The following is an 18070-nucleotide window of genomic DNA, read 5'->3' as shown; positions in this document are numbered from 1 at the left end:
CTCGATAATGGCCGAAACCCCGCGACCGGCGGAGCACACCTCCAGCCTGAAGATCTACTTCCGGCTGTTGGGCTATGTGAAACCCTATGTCGGCATTTTCCTGCTGAGCATTGTCGGTTTCGTGATCTTTGCCTCGACCCAGCCGATGCTGGCCGGCATCCTGAAGTACTTTGTCGACGGGCTGAGCAACCCTGAAGCGGTGTTGTTCCCCAATGTCCCCTACCTGCGCGACCTGCAATTGCTGCAGGCCGTGCCGTTGCTGATCATCCTGATCGCTGCGTGGCAGGGCCTTGGGTCGTTCCTTGGTAACTATTTCCTGGCCAAGGTTTCCCTGTGCCTGGTGCACGACCTGCGCGTGGAGTTGTTCAACAAGCTGCTGGTACTGCCCAACCGCTACTTCGACAATCACAACTCCGGGCACCTCATTTCGCGTATCACCTTCAACGTGACCATGGTCACCGGTGCTGCCACCGATGCAATCAAGGTGGTCATCCGTGAAGGCCTGACCGTGGTGTTCCTGTTTGCCTACCTGCTGTGGATGAACTGGCACCTCACCTTGGTCATGGTTGCCATCCTCCCGGTGATTGCGGTGATGGTCAGCATCGCCAGCAAGAAATTCCGCAAGCAGAGCAAGAAGATCCAGGTGGCCATGGGCGACGTCACCCACGTCGCGTCGGAAACCATCCAGGGTTACCGCGTGGTGCGCAGCTTCGGCGGCGAGGCCTACGAACAGCGGCGTTTCAGCAAGGCCAGCCAGAGCAACACCGACAAGCAGCTGCGCATGACCAAGACCGGCTCGCTGTATACGCCGATGCTGCAGCTGGTGATCTACAGCGCCATGGCCGCGCTGATGTTCCTGGTGCTGTTCCTGCGCGGTGAGTCTACCGCCGGTGACCTGGTGGCCTACATTACCGCTGCCGGCTTGCTGCCCAAGCCGATTCGCCAGTTGTCGGAAGTCAGCTCGACCATCCAGAAGGGCCTGGCGGGTGCAGAAAGCATCTTCGAGCAACTGGACGAAGAGCCTGAACTGGACACTGGTACTGTCGAGAAAGACCGCGTGGAAGGGCGCCTTGAAGTGCGCAACCTGAGCTTCACCTACCCGGGTACCGAGCGTGAAGTGCTGAGCGACATCAGCTTTGTCGCCGAGCCTGGGCAGATGATTGCCCTGGTTGGCCGCTCTGGCAGTGGCAAGTCGACCCTGGCGTCGCTGATCCCGCGCTTCTATCACCACGACCAAGGGCAGATCCTGCTCGATGGCGTGGAGATCGAGAACTACCGCCTGCGCAACCTGCGCCGCCACGTTTCGCAGGTGACCCAGCACGTCACCCTGTTCAACGACACTGTGGCCAACAATATTGCCTATGGCGATCTGGCGGGTGCCCCGCGCGCAGACATCGAAGCCGCTGCGGCCGATGCCTATGCCAAGGAGTTCGTCGACCGCTTGCCGAAGGGCTTCGACACCGACGTGGGTGAAAACGGCGTGCTGCTCTCCGGCGGCCAGCGCCAGCGCCTGGCCATTGCCCGGGCACTGCTGAAAAACGCTCCACTGCTGATTCTCGACGAGGCCACCTCGGCCCTGGATACCGAATCCGAGCGGCACATCCAGGCTGCCCTGGACCACGTGATGCAAGGGCGCACCACGCTGGTGATCGCCCACCGCCTCTCGACCATCGAGAAGGCCGACCAGATCCTGGTCATGGACCAGGGGCGTCTGGTAGAGCGTGGCACCCATGCCGAGCTGCTCGCGGCTAATGGCCATTATGCCCGCCTGCATGCCATGGGGCTGGATGAGCCGGCCAAGGCCGATATCACCTGAGTCCTCCCTGATCGGGGCCGTAACGGCCCCGATTGTCACGGGAATTTTCCGGGGGCGATCTGGCCGTAAAGCCGTCGTCTACCCTGTGCTAATATCCTGCCCCTGTTCATTATTTCCATATGGGTTGCCCATGAAGTTGTCCATGCCGCGTTTCGATCAAGCCCCGGTTCTGGTGGTCGGCGATGTCATGCTCGACCGCTACTGGCATGGCGGTACTTCGCGTATTTCGCCTGAAGCGCCAGTGCCGGTGGTCAAGGTCGATCAGATCGAGGATCGCCCCGGCGGCGCGGCCAACGTTGCCTTGAACATCGCCGCCCTGGGCGCACCGGCGTCGCTGATCGGCGTTACCGGCCAGGACGAGGCCGCCGACAGCCTCGCCAACAGCCTTCAGGCTGCGGGCGTGCGTTCGGTGTTCCAGCGCATCGCGCACCAGCCGACCATCGTCAAGCTGCGGGTCATGAGCCGTCACCAGCAGCTGCTGCGTATCGATTTCGAAGAGCCGTTCGCCACCGACCCGCTGTCGCTGGGTGCCGAAGTCGACAGCCTGCTCGAAGGCGTCAAGGTGCTGGTCTTGTCGGACTACGGCAAGGGCGCGCTGAAGAATCACCAAAGCCTGATCCAGGCAGCACGGGCCAAGGGCATTCCGGTGCTGGCCGACCCCAAGGGCAAGGATTTTTCCATCTACCGCGGCGCCAGCCTGATCACCCCGAACCTCAGCGAGTTCGAGACTATCGTTGGCCGTTGCGCCGATGAGGCCGAACTGGTCGCCAAAGGCTTGCAGCTGCTGCAGGATCTGGACCTGGGCGCCGTGCTGGTAACCCGTGGCGAGCACGGCATGACCCTGCTGCGCGTTGGCCAGCCGGCGCTGCACCTGCCGGCGCGGGCGCGTGAAGTGTTCGATGTGACCGGTGCCGGTGATACCGTCATTTCCACCCTCGCGGCGGCCATTGCGGCTGGCGAGGACCTGCCCCACGCGGTGGCCCTGGCCAACCTGGCGGCCGGCATCGTGGTCGGCAAGCTGGGTACGGCTGCGATCAGTGCCCCGGAACTGCGCCGGGCGATCCAGCGTGAAGAAGGTTCCGAGCGCGGCGTGCTGGGCCTGGAGCAACTGCTGCTGGCCATCGATGACGCGCGGGCGCACAAAGAGAAGATCGTCTTCACCAATGGCTGCTTCGACATCCTCCATGCCGGGCACGTCACCTACCTGGAGCAGGCGCGGGCCCAGGGCGATCGGCTGATCGTCGCGGTCAACGACGACGCTTCGGTCAGCCGTTTGAAAGGGCCGGGCCGGCCGATCAACAGCGTCGACCGGCGCATGGCCGTGCTGGCCGGCTTGGGCGCGGTGGACTGGGTGATCAGCTTCCCGGAAGGCACCCCGGAAAACCTGCTGAGCCAGGTCAAGCCGGATGTGCTGGTCAAGGGTGGCGACTATGGCATAGACCAGGTGGTAGGCGCTGATATCGTCAAGGCATATGGCGGCACTGTGAAGGTGCTTGGCCTGGTCGAGAACAGCTCGACCACCGCGATTGTCGAGAAGATTCGCAAGAACTGATACAGCCGGGGCCGCTTTGCGGCCCATTCGCGGCACAAGGCCGCTCCTACAGGGATCGCATAGCTCAGGGCCTACACAATCTCCTGTAGGAGCGGCCTTGTGCCGCGAACGGACTGCAAAGCAGCCCCAGTATCACTTGTGCAGGCTAGTACGCGCCCGCTCCAGCAATGCCCGGGCCTTGTCGCCAAACCGCTGCAGGTGCGATGACCGTGCCGGTTTGCTCTCCACCAACCCCTGCTGCTTCACCCAGTCCTTCCAGCGCACCCGCTCGTCGGTCACCACCCAGCCTTCCTGCCGGGCGAAACTCTCAGCCAGATACAGCCCGCGTGTGCTCGCCGGCACCAGCTCATCCTTCTTCAGCGTATACAGCTCCGCCAGCGGGTGGCCGTCTTTCAACGGCATCAGGTACAGGTCTGGCCGTTTGCGGTTGAGCCGCGCTACCAACTGGCCGCCCTCCAGCCGCTCATCGACGTGGAACAGGCTGAGTTTCTTGGCTTCACGAGGCACCTGTAGGCGCATGTCGTAGATCAGCTGCAGCGATGCGGTGGGCAAGTGCACATAGGCCCTTGGCCGCTCCAGCAGCATCAGGTTGCCGCAGTGCACGGGCCGCGCGGCACCGGACTCGGGGGCCAGCAGGAAGTGCGGTGTTTCGCGGTAGTGCAGGGCAGCGGCGTATGGGACGGGCAGCCAGGTTTCGTTGAAGCGCCCGCCTAACCAGCCTTCCGGGGTTTCCAGCAGGCATTCCTCAGCCACTTCCTGAACTGCCGTGTGCAACGGCAGGTTCAGCTCCTGCGCCGGTACATACCCAGAAATCAGTTTCAGCACCACATCGCCACGGTCTTGCCGGCGCTGGCGCACCAACACCCAGTAATCTCGGTTTTGCCAATGCAGGGTAAGGCGCACCGACACACCCAGGTTGGCCAGTTCGACCACGAAGCGCTGCGTGTCGGGCAGCTGGATGGCCTTGCGCCGCTGTTGGGTCTGGGCAAAGTTCAGTGGCATGCCGATGCTCTGGTAGATCAGGCCTTCGGGTGTGGCTTCGACATGCAGTGGCAGTGTCTTGAAGTTGCTCGGGTTCTTGCGGATCAGCGTTCGCGCCACGAGGCTCCTCCTTGCGTCGGGTCATTCTCCTGGCCCTTGTTGGGCCAGGGGCAACTCAGTGCTGGCCCAGGATGCGGGCGACGGTAGCCACGTTGTGGGCCAAGTGCAGCGGATTGATGGTGCCGACGATAGCACTGCTGACGCCCGGGTGGGCGAACAGCAGCTCGAAGCTTGCCTGCACCGGGTCAACGCCCGGGGCCAGGCAGACGTGCCCGCTGGCCAGGGCCTTCTTTACCAGGATGGCCTTGCCGTGTTCGGCAGCGTAGTCCAGCACCGGGCGTTCTGCCTGCTCGTTGAGGTTGTAGGTAACCATGGCGCAGTCGCCTTGTTCCAGTGCTTTCAGGCCACCGGCCACGGTCTTGCCGGACAGGCCGAAGCCGAGGATCTTGCCCTCCTGCTTGAGCTCCGCCAGGGTCTGGTAGACCTCCTGCTGTTCGAGGATCGCCAGGTCGTTGCCGTCGGAATGCACCAGCACCAGTTCGATGCGGTCGGTTTCCAGGCGGCGCAGGCTGCGCTCCACCGAACGGCGGGTGTGGGCGGCACTGAAGTCGAAGTGCGACTGGCCGTTGTCGAATTCTTCTCCTACCTTGCTGACGATCACCCACTCATCGCGTTGGCCGCGCAACAGCGGGCCCAGGCGTTCTTCACTGCGGCCATAAGCGGGGGCGGTGTCGATCAGGTTGATGCCCAGCTCGCGGGCCTGGGCCAGCAGCATGCGGGCTTCGTCATCGTCGGGGATGGTGAAACCGGTGGGGTACTTCACACCTTGGTCGCGGCCCAGCTTGACCGTGCCCAGGCCCAGTGGCGAAACCTGGAAACCGGTGCTGCCCAGCGGGCGGTGGAAGTCGTGCAGGGTGGGCAGGCTCATGGCAGCAAGTGCTCCCAGGCCGGCACGCCCAGGGGGGGGCGTGGCAGGTCGGCCAGGTCGGCTTGTGCCTGCGGGCGGATGCCGTCGCGCTCCAGATGGGCGATGACCCGGTCACTGAAGTCCGGTGCCAGTGCCAGCTTGGTCGGCCAGCCCACCAGCAGGCGCTGCTGGTCGGCAAGGAAGGCGTTGTCCGGGCGTACCAGGCCGGATTGCGCAGGTTCGGCGCGGTCGACGCGCAGGGTGGCCCAGCGCACCAGGCTCTGGTCAACCCATGGCAACAGGTTGGCGATTTCCTTCTGTGCCGCAGCAATCTGCGCTGCAGGCTCGCGCGCTACGCCATCGGCTTCCGCCAGGTCGCCGCCGAGGTACCACACCCACTGGCCATCGGCTGCCGGGTGGGTGGTCACCGTCACCCGTGGCTTGGGCCCGCCACCGAGGCAGTGGGCGTACAAAGGTTTGAGGTTCGGGCCCTTGGCCATGACCATGTGCAGCGGGCGGGTTTGCATGGCTGGCTGGTCCAGGCCCAGCGCCTGCAGCAAACCTTCGGTGCCGGCACCGGCGCTCAACACGATGCGCTGGGCACGGATTTCCCGGTCATCCACGCGCAAGCCAACCAAGGCATCACCTTCACGCAATGGTTCGATGCGCTCACCTGCAAGCAAGGAGTCGCCGGCCAGCTCGGCCAGGTTGGCCAGCAGGCTCGGGACATCAATCACCAGTTCTGCCAAGCGATAAACCTTACCCTTGAAGGCGCGGTCCTGCAGCGCGGGCGGCAGCTGGTCGCCCTTGACCTGGTCGACCCGGCCGCGCACGGCCTTGCTGGCGAAGAAACTGGTGAGGTTGCCGGCCAGGGTGCCGGGTGACCACAGGTAGTGGGCATCGGAGAGTAGACGGGTACGGCCGAGGTCGAGTTCGCCGTCGCCAGCCAAGGCCTCACGCCAGCGGCGCGGCATGTCGGCGATGGCTTCCGAGGCGCCGGTAAGGGCACCGTGCAGGGCGTACTTGGTGCCGCCGTGGATGATGCCCTGCGACTTTATCGTCTGCTCACCGCCAAGGCTGGCGCGTTCCACCAGCACTGTCGAGTAGCCCTGGCGGCGTAGGCGGGCATTGAGCCAGAGGCCTGCGACCCCGGCGCCGACGATCAGCACGTCAGTGGAAATGGCAGATGGCATGGCGGTACCTCGAAGACTGGGACAGCTGGCAAGTATACAGGCTATACCTGTGAGGGCCCTATCGCCGGCAAGCCAGCTCCCACAGGGATAGTGCAGAGCCTGCAACTTCCACTATCCCTGTGGGAGCTGGCTTGCCGGCGATGAGGCCCACACAGGTTGTCTCAATGCCCGGCTGTTTTGGAGAACAGCTGAATCACCACCACCCCACCCACAATCATGGCCATGCCCAGCATCGCCGGCACATCCAGCTTCTGCCCATAGATCACCAGCGCCGCCACACTGATCAGCACAATCCCCAGCCCCGACCAGATGGCATAGGCGATCCCCACCGGAATGCTGCGCACCACCAGGGTCAGCATCCAGAACGCAATGCCGTAGCCAACCACCATCAGCAGCAGGGGCAGTGGCGTGCTCAGGCCTTTCACTGCTTTCATGGAGGCAGTGGCGATAACTTCGGCGCAGATGGCGATGGCGAGATAGGTATAGGCATTCATGGCGGGGTCCTCTGGTAACTGGTCGGGCATTCTAGACCTTGCCCAGATGCGGTAAAGTCATTACCTATCAGATATGGGGATAGGATGATGGCTGAGCAATGGAACCTGGAGCAGCTGCGAATTTTTCTGCGCGTCGCCGAATTGCGCTCCTTTTCTGCCGTTGCCCGCGAACAACGCAAGGCTCAATCGGCTATCAGTAATGCCATCGCCCTGCTGGAAGCAGACCTGGGTGTCACGTTGTTCGAGCGCAGCAGCGGCCGGCAACCGAACCTGACCGAAAATGGCAGCGCGTTGTTGGAAGATGCCCGCGAACTGTTGCGTCAGTGCGAACACCTGGACGGCCGTGCCCTGGCCTTGATGCGCGGGCAGGAGGCCTTGCTGCGGGGTGCCCAGGACGAAGCCATGCCTTACCAGCCGGTGATCGACAGCCTGGACGAGCTGGCCAGCCGCTACCCGTTTCTGGAGGTGCAACTGGCCAGCGGTGCCCAGGGCGATGTGGCGCGCAAGCTGGTGGAGCGGCGCGCCGATCTGGGCCTGTTCTTCCACCACGAAAGCATCCCGGCATCGCTGGAGCGGCGGGCGCTGGGCAGTGTGGAGATGGTCACGGTTTGCGCAGTCGGCCACCCGCTGGCGGGCGAAGGCCGGGTCACCCGCCAGCAACTGGCGCGCCACCGGCAGTTGCTGATCACGCCACAACAAAGCGGTTACCCAGGCGGCGAGGCGATCAGCCCGCAGGTATGGCGTGCCGACAGCTTCTACGCCATGGCCGAACTGCTGATGCGCGGCCTGGGCTGGGCCTGGCTGCCGCGGCACGTGGTGCAGTACCCGACCTACCAGGCGCACATGGTCGAGCTCGATAGCGAGTGGCGCCCGCCGGCGCTGGTGGCGGAACTGGCCTGGCGCCGTGATGCGCCCCTGGGGCCGGCCGCGCAGTGGCTGGCCGAGCGCTTTGCGGTGCACCTGCGCGCGATCGGGTAAACTCCGGCGCCATGAACAGAACACTCTATACCTTGCTGTTTCACCTGGGCCTGCCGCTGGTTGCGCTGCGCCTGTACCTGCGCGCACGCAAGGCGCCTGCCTATGGGCAACGCATCGGCGAGCGCTTTGCTTGCAAGCTGCCGGCAATGCGCCAGGGCGGCATCTGGGTACATGCTGTGTCGGTTGGCGAGAGCATTGCTGCCGCGCCCATGGTGCGTGCCTTGCTCAAGGCCTACCCGGAATTGCCGATCACGCTTACCTGCATGACACCGACCGGTTCCGAGCGTATTCGCGCCATGTTCGCCGACGAACCACGCGTACAGCATTGCTACCTGCCCTACGATCTGCCGTGGGCGGCCGGGCGATTTCTCGACCATGTGCAGCCGAAGCTGGGCATCATCATGGAAACCGAGCTGTGGCCCAACCACATCCACCAGTGCGCCAAACGCGGAATTCCGGTGGCGCTGGCCAACGCGCGATTGTCCGAGCGTTCGGCACGCGGCTACGGGCGCTTTGCCAAACTGACTCGGCCGATGCTGGCGGAAATGAGCCTGATCGCCGTGCAGACCGAAACCGAGGCGCAACGCTTTCGTGACCTGGGCGCGCGCCCTGAGTGCGTGCAGGTCACCGGTTCGATCAAGTTCGACTTGCAGGTCGACGGGCAACTGTTGCCGCGAGCCAGGGCATTGCGTGAGCAATGGGGCGCCGAACAGCGCCCGGTGTGGATTGCCGCGAGTACCCATGACGGCGAGGATGCGCTGATTTTGCAGGCGCATCGGCAGTTGTTGCAGGTGCATGGCGATGCCTTGCTGATCCTGGTGCCGCGCCATCCCGAGCGCTTCAATGCGGTGCATGCGCTGTGCAGCGAGCAATTCACCACCGTGCGCCGTTCTTCGGCAGCGCCGGTCGATGCGCAAACCCGCGTGTTGCTGGGCGACACCATGGGTGAGTTGCTGTTCCTGTATGCCCTGGCCGACATTGCCTTCGTCGGTGGTAGCCTGGTGCCGACCGGTGGGCACAATCCGTTGGAGCCTGCGGCGCTGGCCTTGCCGGTGCTCATGGGGCCGCATGTGTTCAACTTCCTCGAAATCAGCGCGATGCTGCGCGAGGCGGGTGCGTTGCAGCAGGTTGATGATGCTGACGGGCTGGCCGGTGCGGTGCGCCGTCTGGTGGAACTGCCGCAGGACGCCCAGCGCATGGGCGAGGCGGGCAGGGCGGTGATGCGGGCCAATCAGGGCGCGTTGCAGCGCTTGCTCGATGGCCTGGATGCGCTTATCCGCTGACTTTTGCACTGGCTTCTTCGCGGGCTCGCCCGCTCCCACAGGCCTGATGCAGGGTTCGAGGGCTGTGCAAACCCTGTGGGAGCGGGCGAGCCCGCGAAGAATTCATCACCTAACTCAAGGGCGGCGCTCAAAGTTCTTGGCCGCTGCCGCAGCCAGGTCTGGCGGCAGGAAGTCCTTGTCCGGGTTGTAGTCCGGTTTCAGGTAACGCTTGAGGTCCTGCAGGTCCTGCGGGCTGAGGGTACCGGCTGCCTGCTTCAGGCTCAGGTTGTCGAGGATGTAGTCATAGCGGCTGTTGTTGTAGTCGCGTACCGAGGTGTACAGCTGGCGTTGCGCGTCGAGCACGTCGACGATGTTGCGGGTACCCACCTGGTAACCGATTTCGGTGGCTTCCAGCGCGCTCTGGTTGGAGATGATCGACTGCTTGCGTGCTTGCACCTGTTCCACATCGGTGTTCACCGCGCGGTGCAGGTTGCGGGTGTTTTCCACCACTTGGCGGCGCAGGCTTTCACGTTGCTGCTCGCTCTGGCTCAGGCGCTGGTAGGCCTCGCGTACCTGCGAGCTGGTCAGGCCACCGCTGTAGATCGGGATGTTCAACTGCAGGCCAACACTGGTCTGTTCCACGTCGCCGCTGTAGCGCACGCCCAACTGCGAAGGGTTGGTAAAGCCGAGGCTGTCGTTGTCACCCTTCTGGTACTTGGCCACTGCATCCAGGGTCGGCGCATGGCCGGCCTTGCGCTGGCGCAGGGTCTCTTCGGCGGCGGAAACCGCATAGTTGGTGGCCAGCAGGTTGAGGTTCTGGCGGCCGGCGGTTTCGACCCAGGCCTTGGCGTCGTTTGGCGTAGGTACCTGCACCGGCAGGGTATGCACCACGCCTTGAATCGAGGTGTATTCACGGTTGGTCAGGGTGACCAGCGCTTCAAAGGCATCCTGGACCTGGCGCTCGGCGATGATCCGGTTGGCACGGGCCGTGTCATAGCTGGCCTGGGATTGCAGCACGTCGGTCTTGTCCGACAGGCCCACATCGAAGCGTTCGTTGGACTGGTCCAGCTGGCGCTTGAACGCGGCTTCCTCAGCCTTGGTAGCGGCCAGGTTGTCCTGTGCGCGCAGCACGGCGAAGTAGCTTTGCGCGGTTTGCAGGATCAGGTTCTGTTCAGTGGCCGACAGCTCCAGCGCTGCCTGTTCGTTGACCGCTTCGGCTGCCTGCAGCTGGAACCAGCGATCAGCGCGAAAGATTGGCTGGGCCAGGGTCGCGCTCCAGGAGTTGCCGCTGCGGTTGGAGGTGATGGAAGGCTCGTCCAGCTTGGTGCGGGTGTTCAGCATCTCGGCATCGGCCGAGAGGTTTGGCAGCAACCCGGCGCGGGCCTGCGGCACCACTTCGCGGCGGGCGCCATAATCGGCACGTGCCGCAGCCAGGTCGGCGTTGTTGTCTACCGCTTCCTGATAAACGCTGACCAGGTCGGTCTTGACTGTCGAGGGCACGTCCACTGCCCAGGCCACTCCGTTGGACGCACAAGACACGGCAATCGCCAGTGAGAGTTTGCGCAGCATAGAGGCAATCCTTGTACGAAATTTAATTACTGAACTGTTGAGTATCGAGTGACGGGCCAGTGTAGTGCCATGCGCCCCTGGCAACAATCGCCCGGTGTGCCTTTCATCAACCGCGCATTTACCCGCTTGGCTTTGCCGACCACTCCAGTCTAGACTGCGCATGTTCTTGTCGGGGTGCCTTGAAGCAAAGGCTGAGATCGCAGAGGTGCGGATCCCGTTGAACCTGATCAGGTTAGCGCCTGCGTAGGGAACAAGATTGCTCGCCTTCCCGGGGAGCCTCTTGTGCCAGGTCCGGGAATGTCGCAGCTGCATGCAGCTTCAGGCACCCCCATATCCGGCACTGCACTCGTCCATGGGTGCGTCCGCGCTTTTCAGGTTCTCCCCGACATTCCACTGCTAGGAAGCCGTCTGGAGAGCCTGTGATGACCAAACAAGAAAAAGCGATCAACCTCAGCGAATCGGCACAAGTCGATCAGCAGTCCGTGCAACCGTTCCCGCGCTCACGCAAGATTTATGTCGAAGGCTCGCGCCCGGACATCCGCGTGCCCATGCGTGAAATCAGCCTGGACGATACCCCGACCGATTTTGGCGGCGAAACCAACGCGCCGGTACTGGTCTACGACACGTCTGGCCCGTACACAGACCCCGACGTCATCATCGATGTACGCAAGGGCCTGGCCGATGTGCGCTCGGCCTGGATCGACGCCCGCGGTGACACCGAGCGCCTGGGCGGGCTCAGCTCCGACTTCGGCCAGCAGCGCCTGAACGACGCCGAACTGGCCAAGCTGCGTTTCGCCCACGTGCGCAACCCGCGCCGTGCCAAGGCTGGCGCCAACGTCTCGCAGATGCACTATGCCCGCCAGGGCATCATCACCGCCGAGATGGAATACGTCGCCATCCGCGAAAACATGAAGCTGCAAGAAGCCCGCGCCGCTGGCCTGCTGAACGAGCAGCACGCCGGCCACAGCTTCGGTGCCAACATCCCGAAAGAAATCACCCCCGAATTCGTCCGCCAGGAAATCGCCCGTGGCCGCGCGATCATTCCGGCCAACATCAACCACCCTGAAGTCGAGCCGATGATCATCGGTCGCAACTTCCTGGTGAAGATCAACGGCAACATCGGCAACAGCGCCCTGGGTTCCTCGATCGAGGAAGAAGTGGCCAAGCTGACCTGGGGCATCCGCTGGGGCTCGGACACGGTCATGGACCTGTCCACCGGCAAGCACATTCACGAAACCCGCGAGTGGATCATCCGCAACTCGCCGGTGCCGATTGGTACCGTGCCGATCTACCAGGCCCTGGAAAAGGTCAACGGCGTGGCCGAAGACCTGACCTGGGAGCTGTTCCGCGACACCCTGATCGAGCAGGCCGAGCAGGGCGTGGACTACTTCACCATCCATGCCGGTGTGCTGCTGCGCTATGTGCCGCTGACCGCCAAGCGCGTCACCGGCATCGTCAGCCGCGGTGGCTCGATCATGGCCAAGTGGTGCCTGGCGCACCACAAGGAAAACTTCCTGTACACGCACTTCGACGAGATCTGCGAAATCATGAAGGCCTACGACGTCAGCTTCTCGCTGGGTGACGGCCTGCGCCCCGGCTCGATCGCCGACGCCAACGACGCTGCGCAGTTCGGTGAGCTGGAAACCCTCGGCGAGCTGACCAAGATTGCCTGGAAGCACGACGTGCAGTGCATGATCGAAGGCCCGGGCCACGTGCCGATGCAGTTGATCAAGGAGAACATGGACAAGCAGCTGGAGTGCTGCGACGAGGCGCCGTTCTACACCCTCGGCCCGCTGACCACCGACATTGCCCCGGGCTATGACCACATCACCTCGGGCATTGGTGCGGCGATGATCGGCTGGTTCGGTTGCGCCATGCTCTGCTACGTCACGCCCAAGGAACACCTGGGCCTGCCGAACAAGGACGACGTCAAGACCGGCATCATCACCTACAAGATCGCCGCCCACGCCGCCGACCTTGCCAAGGGCCACCCGGGCGCGCAGATTCGCGACAACGCCCTGTCCAAGGCACGCTTCGAGTTCCGCTGGGAAGACCAGTTCAACCTCGGCCTGGACCCGGACACCGCCCGTGCCTTCCACGACGAGACCCTGCCGAAGGAATCGGCCAAGGTTGCGCACTTCTGCTCGATGTGCGGGCCCAAGTTCTGCTCGATGAAAATCACCCAGGAAGTGCGTGAGTACGCTGCCAAGATCGAGGCCGTGGATGTGACGGTCGAGCAAGGTATGCGTGAGCAGGCCGAGCGTTTCCGCCAGGAAGGCAGCCAGCTGTACCAGAAAGTGTAAGAACGCTGGGGCCGCTGTGCGGCCCCTTCGCGACACAAGGCCGCTCCCACAGGGACCGCACAAGGTTTAAGGCCTGCGCGGCCCCTGTGGGAGCGGCCTTGCGTCGCGATTCGAGGACGAAGTCCTCGCCAAGAACACCAACAACATTGCCGGCGAGCGCCAACCATGACATCACCCAGCCAGTTCTCCCCCGACCACCCGGTCCCCACCCACCAGCGCATCTTCGGCGCCCGCGACCTGTTCTCGTTGTGGTTCTCCCTTGGCATCGGCCTGATGGTGCTGCAAGTCGGCGCCATGCTGGCGCCAGGCCTTGGCCTGGCTGGCGCGGTGCTGGCCATCGCCCTGGGCACCGGGGTCGGGGTGTTGTTGCTGGGCGCCGCCGGTGTCATCGGCAGCGACACCGGTCTTTCGGCCATGGGCACCCTGAAGCTCAGCCTGGGCAGCCATGGCGCGCGCTTGCCGGCTGTGCTCAACCTGCTGCAACTGGTAGGTTGGGGCGCATTTGAGATCATCGTCATGCGCGATGCCGCCAGCCTGCTGGGCGCGCGGGCGTTCGGCGAGGACAGTGCCTGGAACAGCCCGATGCTCTGGACCCTGTGTTTTGGAGCCCTGGCCACCTTGCTGGCCGTCAGCGGGCCGCTGGCCTTCGTACGCAAGGTGCTGCGCGCCTGGGGTATCTGGGTGCTGCTGGGGGCTTGCCTGTGGCTGACCTGGAATCTGTTCGCCAAGGCCGACCTGGCTGAACTGTGGGGCCGCGCCGGTGACGGTTCGATGTCGCTGGCCGTGGGCTTCGACATCGTCATCGCCATGCCGCTGTCCTGGCTGCCGCTGATCGCCGACTATTCGCGCTTCGCCCGCAACGGCAAGCACGTGTTCGGCGGCACGGTCATTGGCTATTTCATCGGCAACACCTGGCTGATGAGCCTGGGCGTGGCCTACACCCTGGCCTTCGCTGCCAGTGGCGAGGTCAATGCCCTGCTGCTGGCCCTGGCCGGCGCCGGCATGGGCATTCCGTTGCTGCTCATTCTGCTGGACGAGTCGGAAAAGGCCTTCGCCGACATCCACTCGGCAGCGGTTTCCACCGGCGTGCTGGTGCCTGTGAAGGTCGAGCACCTGGCGCTCGCCATCGGCGTGCTGTGCACCCTGATCGCCCTGCTGGCGCCACTGGCCCAGTACGAGAACTTCCTGCTGCTGATCGGTTCGGTGTTCGCGCCGCTGTTCGGCGTGGTGTTGATGGACCACTACGTGGTTCGTCGTCGCCGCTTGCCGGCACAGGTCGGCGGCTTGCACTGGCAGGCGCTGGTGGCCTGGTTTGCGGGGGTGGCAGTCTACCACCTGATTGCCGCGCAGGCACCGGAACTGGGGGCTACCCTGCCAGCATTGCTGCTGGCAGGTGTGCTGCATGGGTTACTGAGCCTTAGCCGCGGCCGGGAAACAGTTCAGGCTTGAGTACGCCATTCAGGCGTGGGTAGGGGATCTTCAGTTCCACGTGGCCCATGGAATAGGGCGCGATGGCATAGACCTCGTACTTGACCACTACTGCGCCGTACGTCAGGGCGATGTGCGGCGACTTCTTGAACGGCCAGGTTTTGACGAACTCGGCGTCCTTGTCCATGCCCACGCTCATCAGCCAGGCGCGGTGCGACTCCTCGACGGTTTTCCAGAAGGTGTCCTCCTGGCCTGGCACCAGCATGTCCTGCAGGGTCAGCACCTTGTCCAGCTTGCGCGAATAGTTGATGAAGCCGCGCCCAGGCATGCCGTGGGCGCCACCGCTGTCCAGGTAGCTGGACAACTCGATGATCACCAGCCCGTCATGCTGCTCGCGTACCTTTGCTTGCAGATAACTGCTGTTACGTTTGTCGGCACTGGCCAGGTATTGCTGTTCGTAGGCCTGCAAGGTGCTTGGCGCGGTGCCATGCTGATTGTCTTCGGTCAGTTGCAGCAGGCGTTTTTCGACGATGCCGTCGAGCGCGGGCAGGGCCGGGAAGTGGACCATGTCGATGTTCACCAGCGGGCAGTCGCTTTCGCTGCAGCCGGGTTTGACATGCTCCCAGGCGTCGCGCTTGACCTCGAGCGGGGCCCGGTAGTTGGGCGTGAACAGGCTCTGGCAGGCGCCCAGAGCGAGTGCCAGCACGGCCACGGAAGTCAGTTTGACAAGTGTCATGATGATCCTTGCAGAACAGGGAAAAGTCGGCCTTTGACCGTCTGCGCGGCCTTCAGTTCGCCACTAAGCTAACAGAGTGAAGACGCGCTGTCCCGAGTGTGCGAACGGTTGGCGGAAAGGGGTGAAACGCGAAAGCGTGCAGAGTAGGATGGCGCGAAGCGGTAATTGAGGTAACGAGGATTTCCATGTCAGACACGTTGAATTCGGTGCCCAAGGCGGTCGAGATCGTCAAGCGGGCCAACTGCTTCCAGGGCTTCTACAAGCTCGACAAGGTGCACCTGCGCCACGAGCTGTTTGCCGGGGGTATGGGCCGCGAGATCAGCCGCGAACTGTTTGTGCGCCATGATGCGGTGTGTGTGCTGCCTTACGACCCGTTGCGCGACGAAGTGGTGCTGATCGAGCAGTTCCGCGTCGGCGCACTGGACAAGGTCGCCAACCCCTGGCTGATCGAGATGGTTGCCGGGCTGATCGACAAGGATGAGCAACCCGAGGAAGTCGCCCACCGCGAAGCCGAGGAAGAAGCCGGCCTGACGTTCAGCGCCCTGTGGCCGATGACCCGCTACTTCCCGTCGCCGGGCGGCAGTGACGAGTACGTTCACCTGTTCCTTGGTCGTTGCAGCAGCAAGGGCGCGGGCGGGCTGCATGGCCTGGAAGAAGAGGGCGAAGACATCCGCGTGCGCGTGTGGTCGTTCGAGGATGCCCTGCAGGCGGTGCGCGACGGGCGCATCTGCAACGCGGCGACTATCATCGGCTTGCAATGGCTGGCGCTGAACCGTGACGAAGTACGAGGTATGTGGAAGTGAACCTGCTGCGCGAGCGCTATCGAGTCGACCTGGTCGGGCTGCAGGCTGCCTGCGAGGCCAACTACGCCCGGCTGATGCGCCTGTTGCCCGATATGCGTACCACCCAGAGCTCGCGCCGCATCGGCATGACCCAGGGCGACCAGATGCTCGGCGTGCTGGTACTGGACGTGGTGCTGGCCTGCCCTTACACCACCACCCTGCACGTGCGTCAGGAGCACAGCTTGCCGTGGCTGCCGGTGCCGCACCTGGAAGTGCAGGTTTACCACGATGCGCGCATGGCCGAAGTGGTCAGTGCCGAACATACCCGGCGCCTGCGCAGTATTTACCCGTATCCGAATGAGGCCATGCACCAGCCGGACGAAAAGGCCCAGCTCAACCTGTTCCTCGGTGAATGGCTGAGCCACTGCCTGGCTTGTGGCCACGAACTGGCAAGCGTCCGCTGACATGTACCCAGACAACACGCGCCCTGTTCATGTGGTGCAACTGACCGACGCCCATCTTTTCGCCGACCCGGCCGGCAGCATGCTGGGGCTCAATACCCGTGACAGCCTGCGCCATGTGGTGGCCCAGGTGCGGCGCGAGCAACCGCTTGTCGACTTGCTGTTGTGCACGGGTGATCTTTCCCAGGACGCCAGCGTTGCTTCATATGAAGCGTTCCGGGATCTGACTGCGTCGTTTGCAGTGCCCACCCGCTGGTTGCCGGGCAACCACGACGAGGCCCGGGTCATGGCCGAAGTGGCCCCGGAGCTGGTGCAAGCAGTCACCGATGTTGGCGCCTGGCGTATTGTCATGCTCAACACGGCGGTGCATGGCGCGACACATGGTCTGCTGGAGCGTGACCAACTGGCAGTGCTGGAAGCCGCCTTGAAAGAGGCGGGCGAACGGCATTGCCTGGTGTGTTTCCACCATCAGCCGGTGGACATCGGCTGCGCCTGGATCGCGCCGATAGGCTTGCGCAATGCCCAGGCCCTGTTCGATACCATCGAGGCTTATCCACAGGTGCGGGCGTTGCTGTGGGGGCATGTGCATCAGGAATGGGACGAGCTGCGCGAGGGCCGGCGCCTGCTGGCCACGCCTTCGACCTGTATTCAGTTCGCGGCACGCAGCGAAGATTTCAAGGTGAGCGAGGAGCAGCCCGGGTACCGCTGGTTGCGCCTGCACGTCGACGGGCGGTTGGAAACCGGAGTGGAGCGGGCCACGGACTTTGAGGTGAGACTCGACTTCGATAGCCCAGGTTATTGAAGAAATTGTTGCGAAACCCGTGACACTGCGTCAAAACCCGGCGAACGCGCTACACTGCGCGTCCCTGCGCCCGCATCATCAGGCGCGAAGCCACAGATTCCGGGGGCAGCATGTCGGGTTCCATCCTCTATATCCATGGCTTCAACAGCTCGCCGCTTTCGACCAAGGCGCGCCAGCTCGAAGCCGTGATGCAGCAACTGGGCCTGTCGGCCCAGCTACGTGTGCCCGCCTTGCATCACCACCCGCGGCAGGCTATCGCCCAGCTTGAAGCTGCCATCGCCGAACTGGGCGCGCCATTGCTGGTGGGCAGTTCGCTCGGCGGCTACTATGCGACCCATCTGGCCGAGCGCCATGGCCTCAAGGCCCTGTTGGTGAACCCTGCGGTAACGCCACACAAGCATTTTGACGGGTACCTGGGCACTCAGCGCAATCACTACAGCGGTGAAACCTGGGAACTGACCCATGATCACGTACAGGCCCTGGCCGAGCTGGAAGTGCCGGCCCCGGTAGATGCCAGCCGCTATCAAGTGTGGCTGCAGACGGCCGATGAAACCCTGGACTATCGCCACGCCGAGCGCTATTACCGTGCATGTGCCCTGCGTATACAGGCTGGCGGCGACCACAGTTTCCAGGGCTTCGCCGAGCGCCTGCCGGCTCTGCTGGCTTTTGCCGGCATTGCTCGCGGGCAGTATGCGGCGCTCGATTTTTCTGTATTTTGACTTTTTTGCACTCACCAGACTGACGAA

At 63.6% G+C, this 18070-nt stretch carries 16 protein-coding genes and 1 riboswitch; of the genes, 10 read left to right on the top strand and 6 right to left on the bottom strand.

The window, feature by feature from the left end:
- Nucleotides 1-7: 7 nt before the first annotated feature.
- On the top strand, nt 8-1816 hold the full coding sequence (gene msbA, locus MRBLPB4O_RS25320) for a lipid A export permease/ATP-binding protein MsbA (RefSeq protein WP_341796928.1): 1809 nt from the start codon (nt 8-10) through the stop codon (nt 1814-1816).
- A 130-nt stretch (nt 1817-1946) separates the two neighbouring features.
- Complete coding sequence (hldE, locus tag MRBLPB4O_RS25315) at nt 1947-3368, top strand: bifunctional D-glycero-beta-D-manno-heptose-7-phosphate kinase/D-glycero-beta-D-manno-heptose 1-phosphate adenylyltransferase HldE (protein ID WP_043198172.1); 1422 nt, start codon at nt 1947-1949, stop codon at nt 3366-3368.
- Nucleotides 3369-3500: 132 nt separating this feature from the next.
- Here the strand turns inward: hldE and MRBLPB4O_RS25310 are convergent, their stop codons facing one another.
- The 4 genes from MRBLPB4O_RS25310 to MRBLPB4O_RS25295 form a co-directional block, all read right to left on the bottom strand.
- A complete protein-coding gene (locus MRBLPB4O_RS25310) occupies nt 3501-4469 on the bottom strand; it encodes a metal ABC transporter ATPase (protein WP_341796927.1) in 969 nt (322 codons plus the stop codon).
- A gap of 55 nt (nt 4470-4524) precedes the next feature.
- Nucleotides 4525-5337 carry an aldo/keto reductase gene (locus MRBLPB4O_RS25305; protein WP_341796926.1) on the bottom strand — a complete coding sequence of 271 codons (813 nt, stop codon included), beginning with the start codon at nt 5335-5337 and terminating at the stop codon, nt 4525-4527.
- Nucleotides 5334-6509, bottom strand: coding sequence for an FAD-dependent oxidoreductase (locus tag MRBLPB4O_RS25300; protein ID WP_016501915.1), 1176 nt, complete (start codon nt 6507-6509; stop codon nt 5334-5336). Before MRBLPB4O_RS25300 ends, MRBLPB4O_RS25305 begins: the two co-directional genes overlap by 4 nt.
- Before the next feature lie 161 nt (nt 6510-6670).
- Nucleotides 6671-7003 carry a multidrug efflux SMR transporter gene (locus tag MRBLPB4O_RS25295; RefSeq protein ID WP_008095055.1) on the bottom strand — a complete coding sequence of 111 codons (333 nt, stop codon included), beginning with the start codon at nt 7001-7003 and terminating at the stop codon, nt 6671-6673.
- 87 nt (nt 7004-7090) lie between these two features.
- Here MRBLPB4O_RS25295 and MRBLPB4O_RS25290 point away from each other — a divergent pair, with 87 nt between their 5' ends.
- Together MRBLPB4O_RS25290 and waaA are read left to right on the top strand one after the other, a co-directional pair.
- A complete protein-coding gene (locus MRBLPB4O_RS25290; protein ID WP_341796925.1) occupies nt 7091-7981 on the top strand; it encodes a LysR family transcriptional regulator in 891 nt (296 codons plus the stop codon).
- 11 nt (nt 7982-7992) lie between these two features.
- On the top strand, nt 7993-9264 hold the full coding sequence (waaA, locus tag MRBLPB4O_RS25285; protein WP_341796924.1) for a lipid IV(A) 3-deoxy-D-manno-octulosonic acid transferase: 1272 nt from the start codon (nt 7993-7995) through the stop codon (nt 9262-9264).
- A 114-nt stretch (nt 9265-9378) separates the two neighbouring features.
- On the opposite strand, the gene MRBLPB4O_RS25280 is transcribed toward waaA, so the two are convergent.
- On the bottom strand, nt 9379-10812 hold the full coding sequence (locus tag MRBLPB4O_RS25280) for a TolC family outer membrane protein (RefSeq protein WP_341796923.1): 1434 nt from the start codon (nt 10810-10812) through the stop codon (nt 9379-9381).
- 160 nt (nt 10813-10972) lie between these two features.
- Nucleotides 10973-11079, top strand: a riboswitch (TPP riboswitch).
- Nucleotides 11080-11234: 155 nt separating this feature from the next.
- On the opposite strand from MRBLPB4O_RS25280, the gene thiC reads away from it, so the two are divergent.
- Together thiC and cytX are read left to right on the top strand one after the other, a co-directional pair.
- Entirely contained in the window at nt 11235-13115 is a 1881-nt protein-coding gene (gene thiC / locus MRBLPB4O_RS25275) for a phosphomethylpyrimidine synthase ThiC (RefSeq protein WP_341796922.1), read from the top strand.
- A 165-nt stretch (nt 13116-13280) separates the two neighbouring features.
- Nucleotides 13281-14564, top strand: coding sequence for a putative hydroxymethylpyrimidine transporter CytX (gene cytX / locus MRBLPB4O_RS25270; RefSeq protein WP_016501908.1), 1284 nt, complete (start codon nt 13281-13283; stop codon nt 14562-14564).
- On the opposite strand, the gene MRBLPB4O_RS25265 is transcribed toward cytX, so the two are convergent.
- Nucleotides 14533-15279, bottom strand: a complete 747-nt coding sequence (locus tag MRBLPB4O_RS25265) for an RsiV family protein (protein ID WP_043198160.1) — start codon at nt 15277-15279, stop codon at nt 14533-14535. The two genes, cytX and MRBLPB4O_RS25265, sit on opposite strands and share 32 nt — an antisense overlap.
- 185 nt (nt 15280-15464) lie before the next feature.
- Here MRBLPB4O_RS25265 and MRBLPB4O_RS25260 point away from each other — a divergent pair, with 185 nt between their 5' ends.
- The 4 genes from MRBLPB4O_RS25260 (at nt 15465) to MRBLPB4O_RS25245 (ending at nt 18043) form a co-directional block, all read left to right on the top strand.
- Nucleotides 15465-16082 (top strand): NUDIX domain-containing protein, encoded by a 618-nt coding sequence (locus MRBLPB4O_RS25260; RefSeq protein WP_341796921.1) that lies wholly within the window; start codon nt 15465-15467, stop codon nt 16080-16082.
- Nucleotides 16073-16525: a DUF1249 domain-containing protein gene (locus tag MRBLPB4O_RS25255; protein ID WP_016501905.1), complete on the top strand. Its 453-nt coding sequence runs from the start codon at nt 16073-16075 to the stop codon at nt 16523-16525. The genes MRBLPB4O_RS25260 and MRBLPB4O_RS25255 overlap by 10 nt, the downstream gene beginning before the upstream one ends.
- A 1-nt stretch (nt 16526) precedes the next feature.
- Nucleotides 16527-17324, top strand: coding sequence for a 3',5'-cyclic-AMP phosphodiesterase (gene cpdA, locus MRBLPB4O_RS25250; protein ID WP_341796920.1), 798 nt, complete (start codon nt 16527-16529; stop codon nt 17322-17324).
- Nucleotides 17325-17434: 110 nt separating this feature from the next.
- Nucleotides 17435-18043, top strand: coding sequence for a YqiA/YcfP family alpha/beta fold hydrolase (locus tag MRBLPB4O_RS25245; protein ID WP_012274480.1), 609 nt, complete (start codon nt 17435-17437; stop codon nt 18041-18043).
- The last annotated feature ends 27 nt before the right edge of the window (nt 18044-18070 follow it).

Source organism: Pseudomonas sp. LPB4.O (assembly GCF_038383825.1).
Classification (GTDB): domain Bacteria; phylum Pseudomonadota; class Gammaproteobacteria; order Pseudomonadales; family Pseudomonadaceae; genus Aquipseudomonas; species Aquipseudomonas putida.
The sequence above is the reverse complement of the archived record's forward strand: the minus strand, read 5'-3'. Positions and strand labels throughout refer to the sequence as shown.

Excerpts from the sequence above, each read along its gene's own strand:
- MRBLPB4O_RS25265 (WP_043198160.1), bottom strand. The coding sequence starts at position 15,279 with ATGACACTTGTCAAACTGACTTCCGTGGCCGTGCTGGCACTCGCTCTG.
- waaA (WP_341796924.1), top strand. The coding sequence starts at position 7,993 with ATGAACAGAACACTCTATACCTTGCTGTTTCACCTGGGCCTGCCGCTG.
- MRBLPB4O_RS25280 (WP_341796923.1), bottom strand. The coding sequence starts at position 10,812 with ATGCTGCGCAAACTCTCACTGGCGATTGCCGTGTCTTGTGCGTCCAAC.
- cpdA (WP_341796920.1), top strand. The coding sequence starts at position 16,527 with ATGTACCCAGACAACACGCGCCCTGTTCATGTGGTGCAACTGACCGAC.
- MRBLPB4O_RS25295 (WP_008095055.1), bottom strand. The coding sequence starts at position 7,003 with ATGAATGCCTATACCTATCTCGCCATCGCCATCTGCGCCGAAGTTATC.
- MRBLPB4O_RS25300 (WP_016501915.1), bottom strand. The coding sequence starts at position 6,509 with ATGCCATCTGCCATTTCCACTGACGTGCTGATCGTCGGCGCCGGGGTC.
- thiC (WP_341796922.1), top strand. The coding sequence starts at position 11,235 with ATGACCAAACAAGAAAAAGCGATCAACCTCAGCGAATCGGCACAAGTC.
- cytX (WP_016501908.1), top strand. The coding sequence starts at position 13,281 with ATGACATCACCCAGCCAGTTCTCCCCCGACCACCCGGTCCCCACCCAC.
- MRBLPB4O_RS25290 (WP_341796925.1), top strand. The coding sequence starts at position 7,091 with ATGGCTGAGCAATGGAACCTGGAGCAGCTGCGAATTTTTCTGCGCGTC.
- msbA (WP_341796928.1), top strand. The coding sequence starts at position 8 with ATGGCCGAAACCCCGCGACCGGCGGAGCACACCTCCAGCCTGAAGATC.
- MRBLPB4O_RS25260 (WP_341796921.1), top strand. The coding sequence starts at position 15,465 with ATGTCAGACACGTTGAATTCGGTGCCCAAGGCGGTCGAGATCGTCAAG.
- hldE (WP_043198172.1), top strand. The coding sequence starts at position 1,947 with ATGAAGTTGTCCATGCCGCGTTTCGATCAAGCCCCGGTTCTGGTGGTC.
- MRBLPB4O_RS25245 (WP_012274480.1), top strand. The coding sequence starts at position 17,435 with ATGTCGGGTTCCATCCTCTATATCCATGGCTTCAACAGCTCGCCGCTT.
- MRBLPB4O_RS25305 (WP_341796926.1), bottom strand. The coding sequence starts at position 5,337 with ATGAGCCTGCCCACCCTGCACGACTTCCACCGCCCGCTGGGCAGCACC.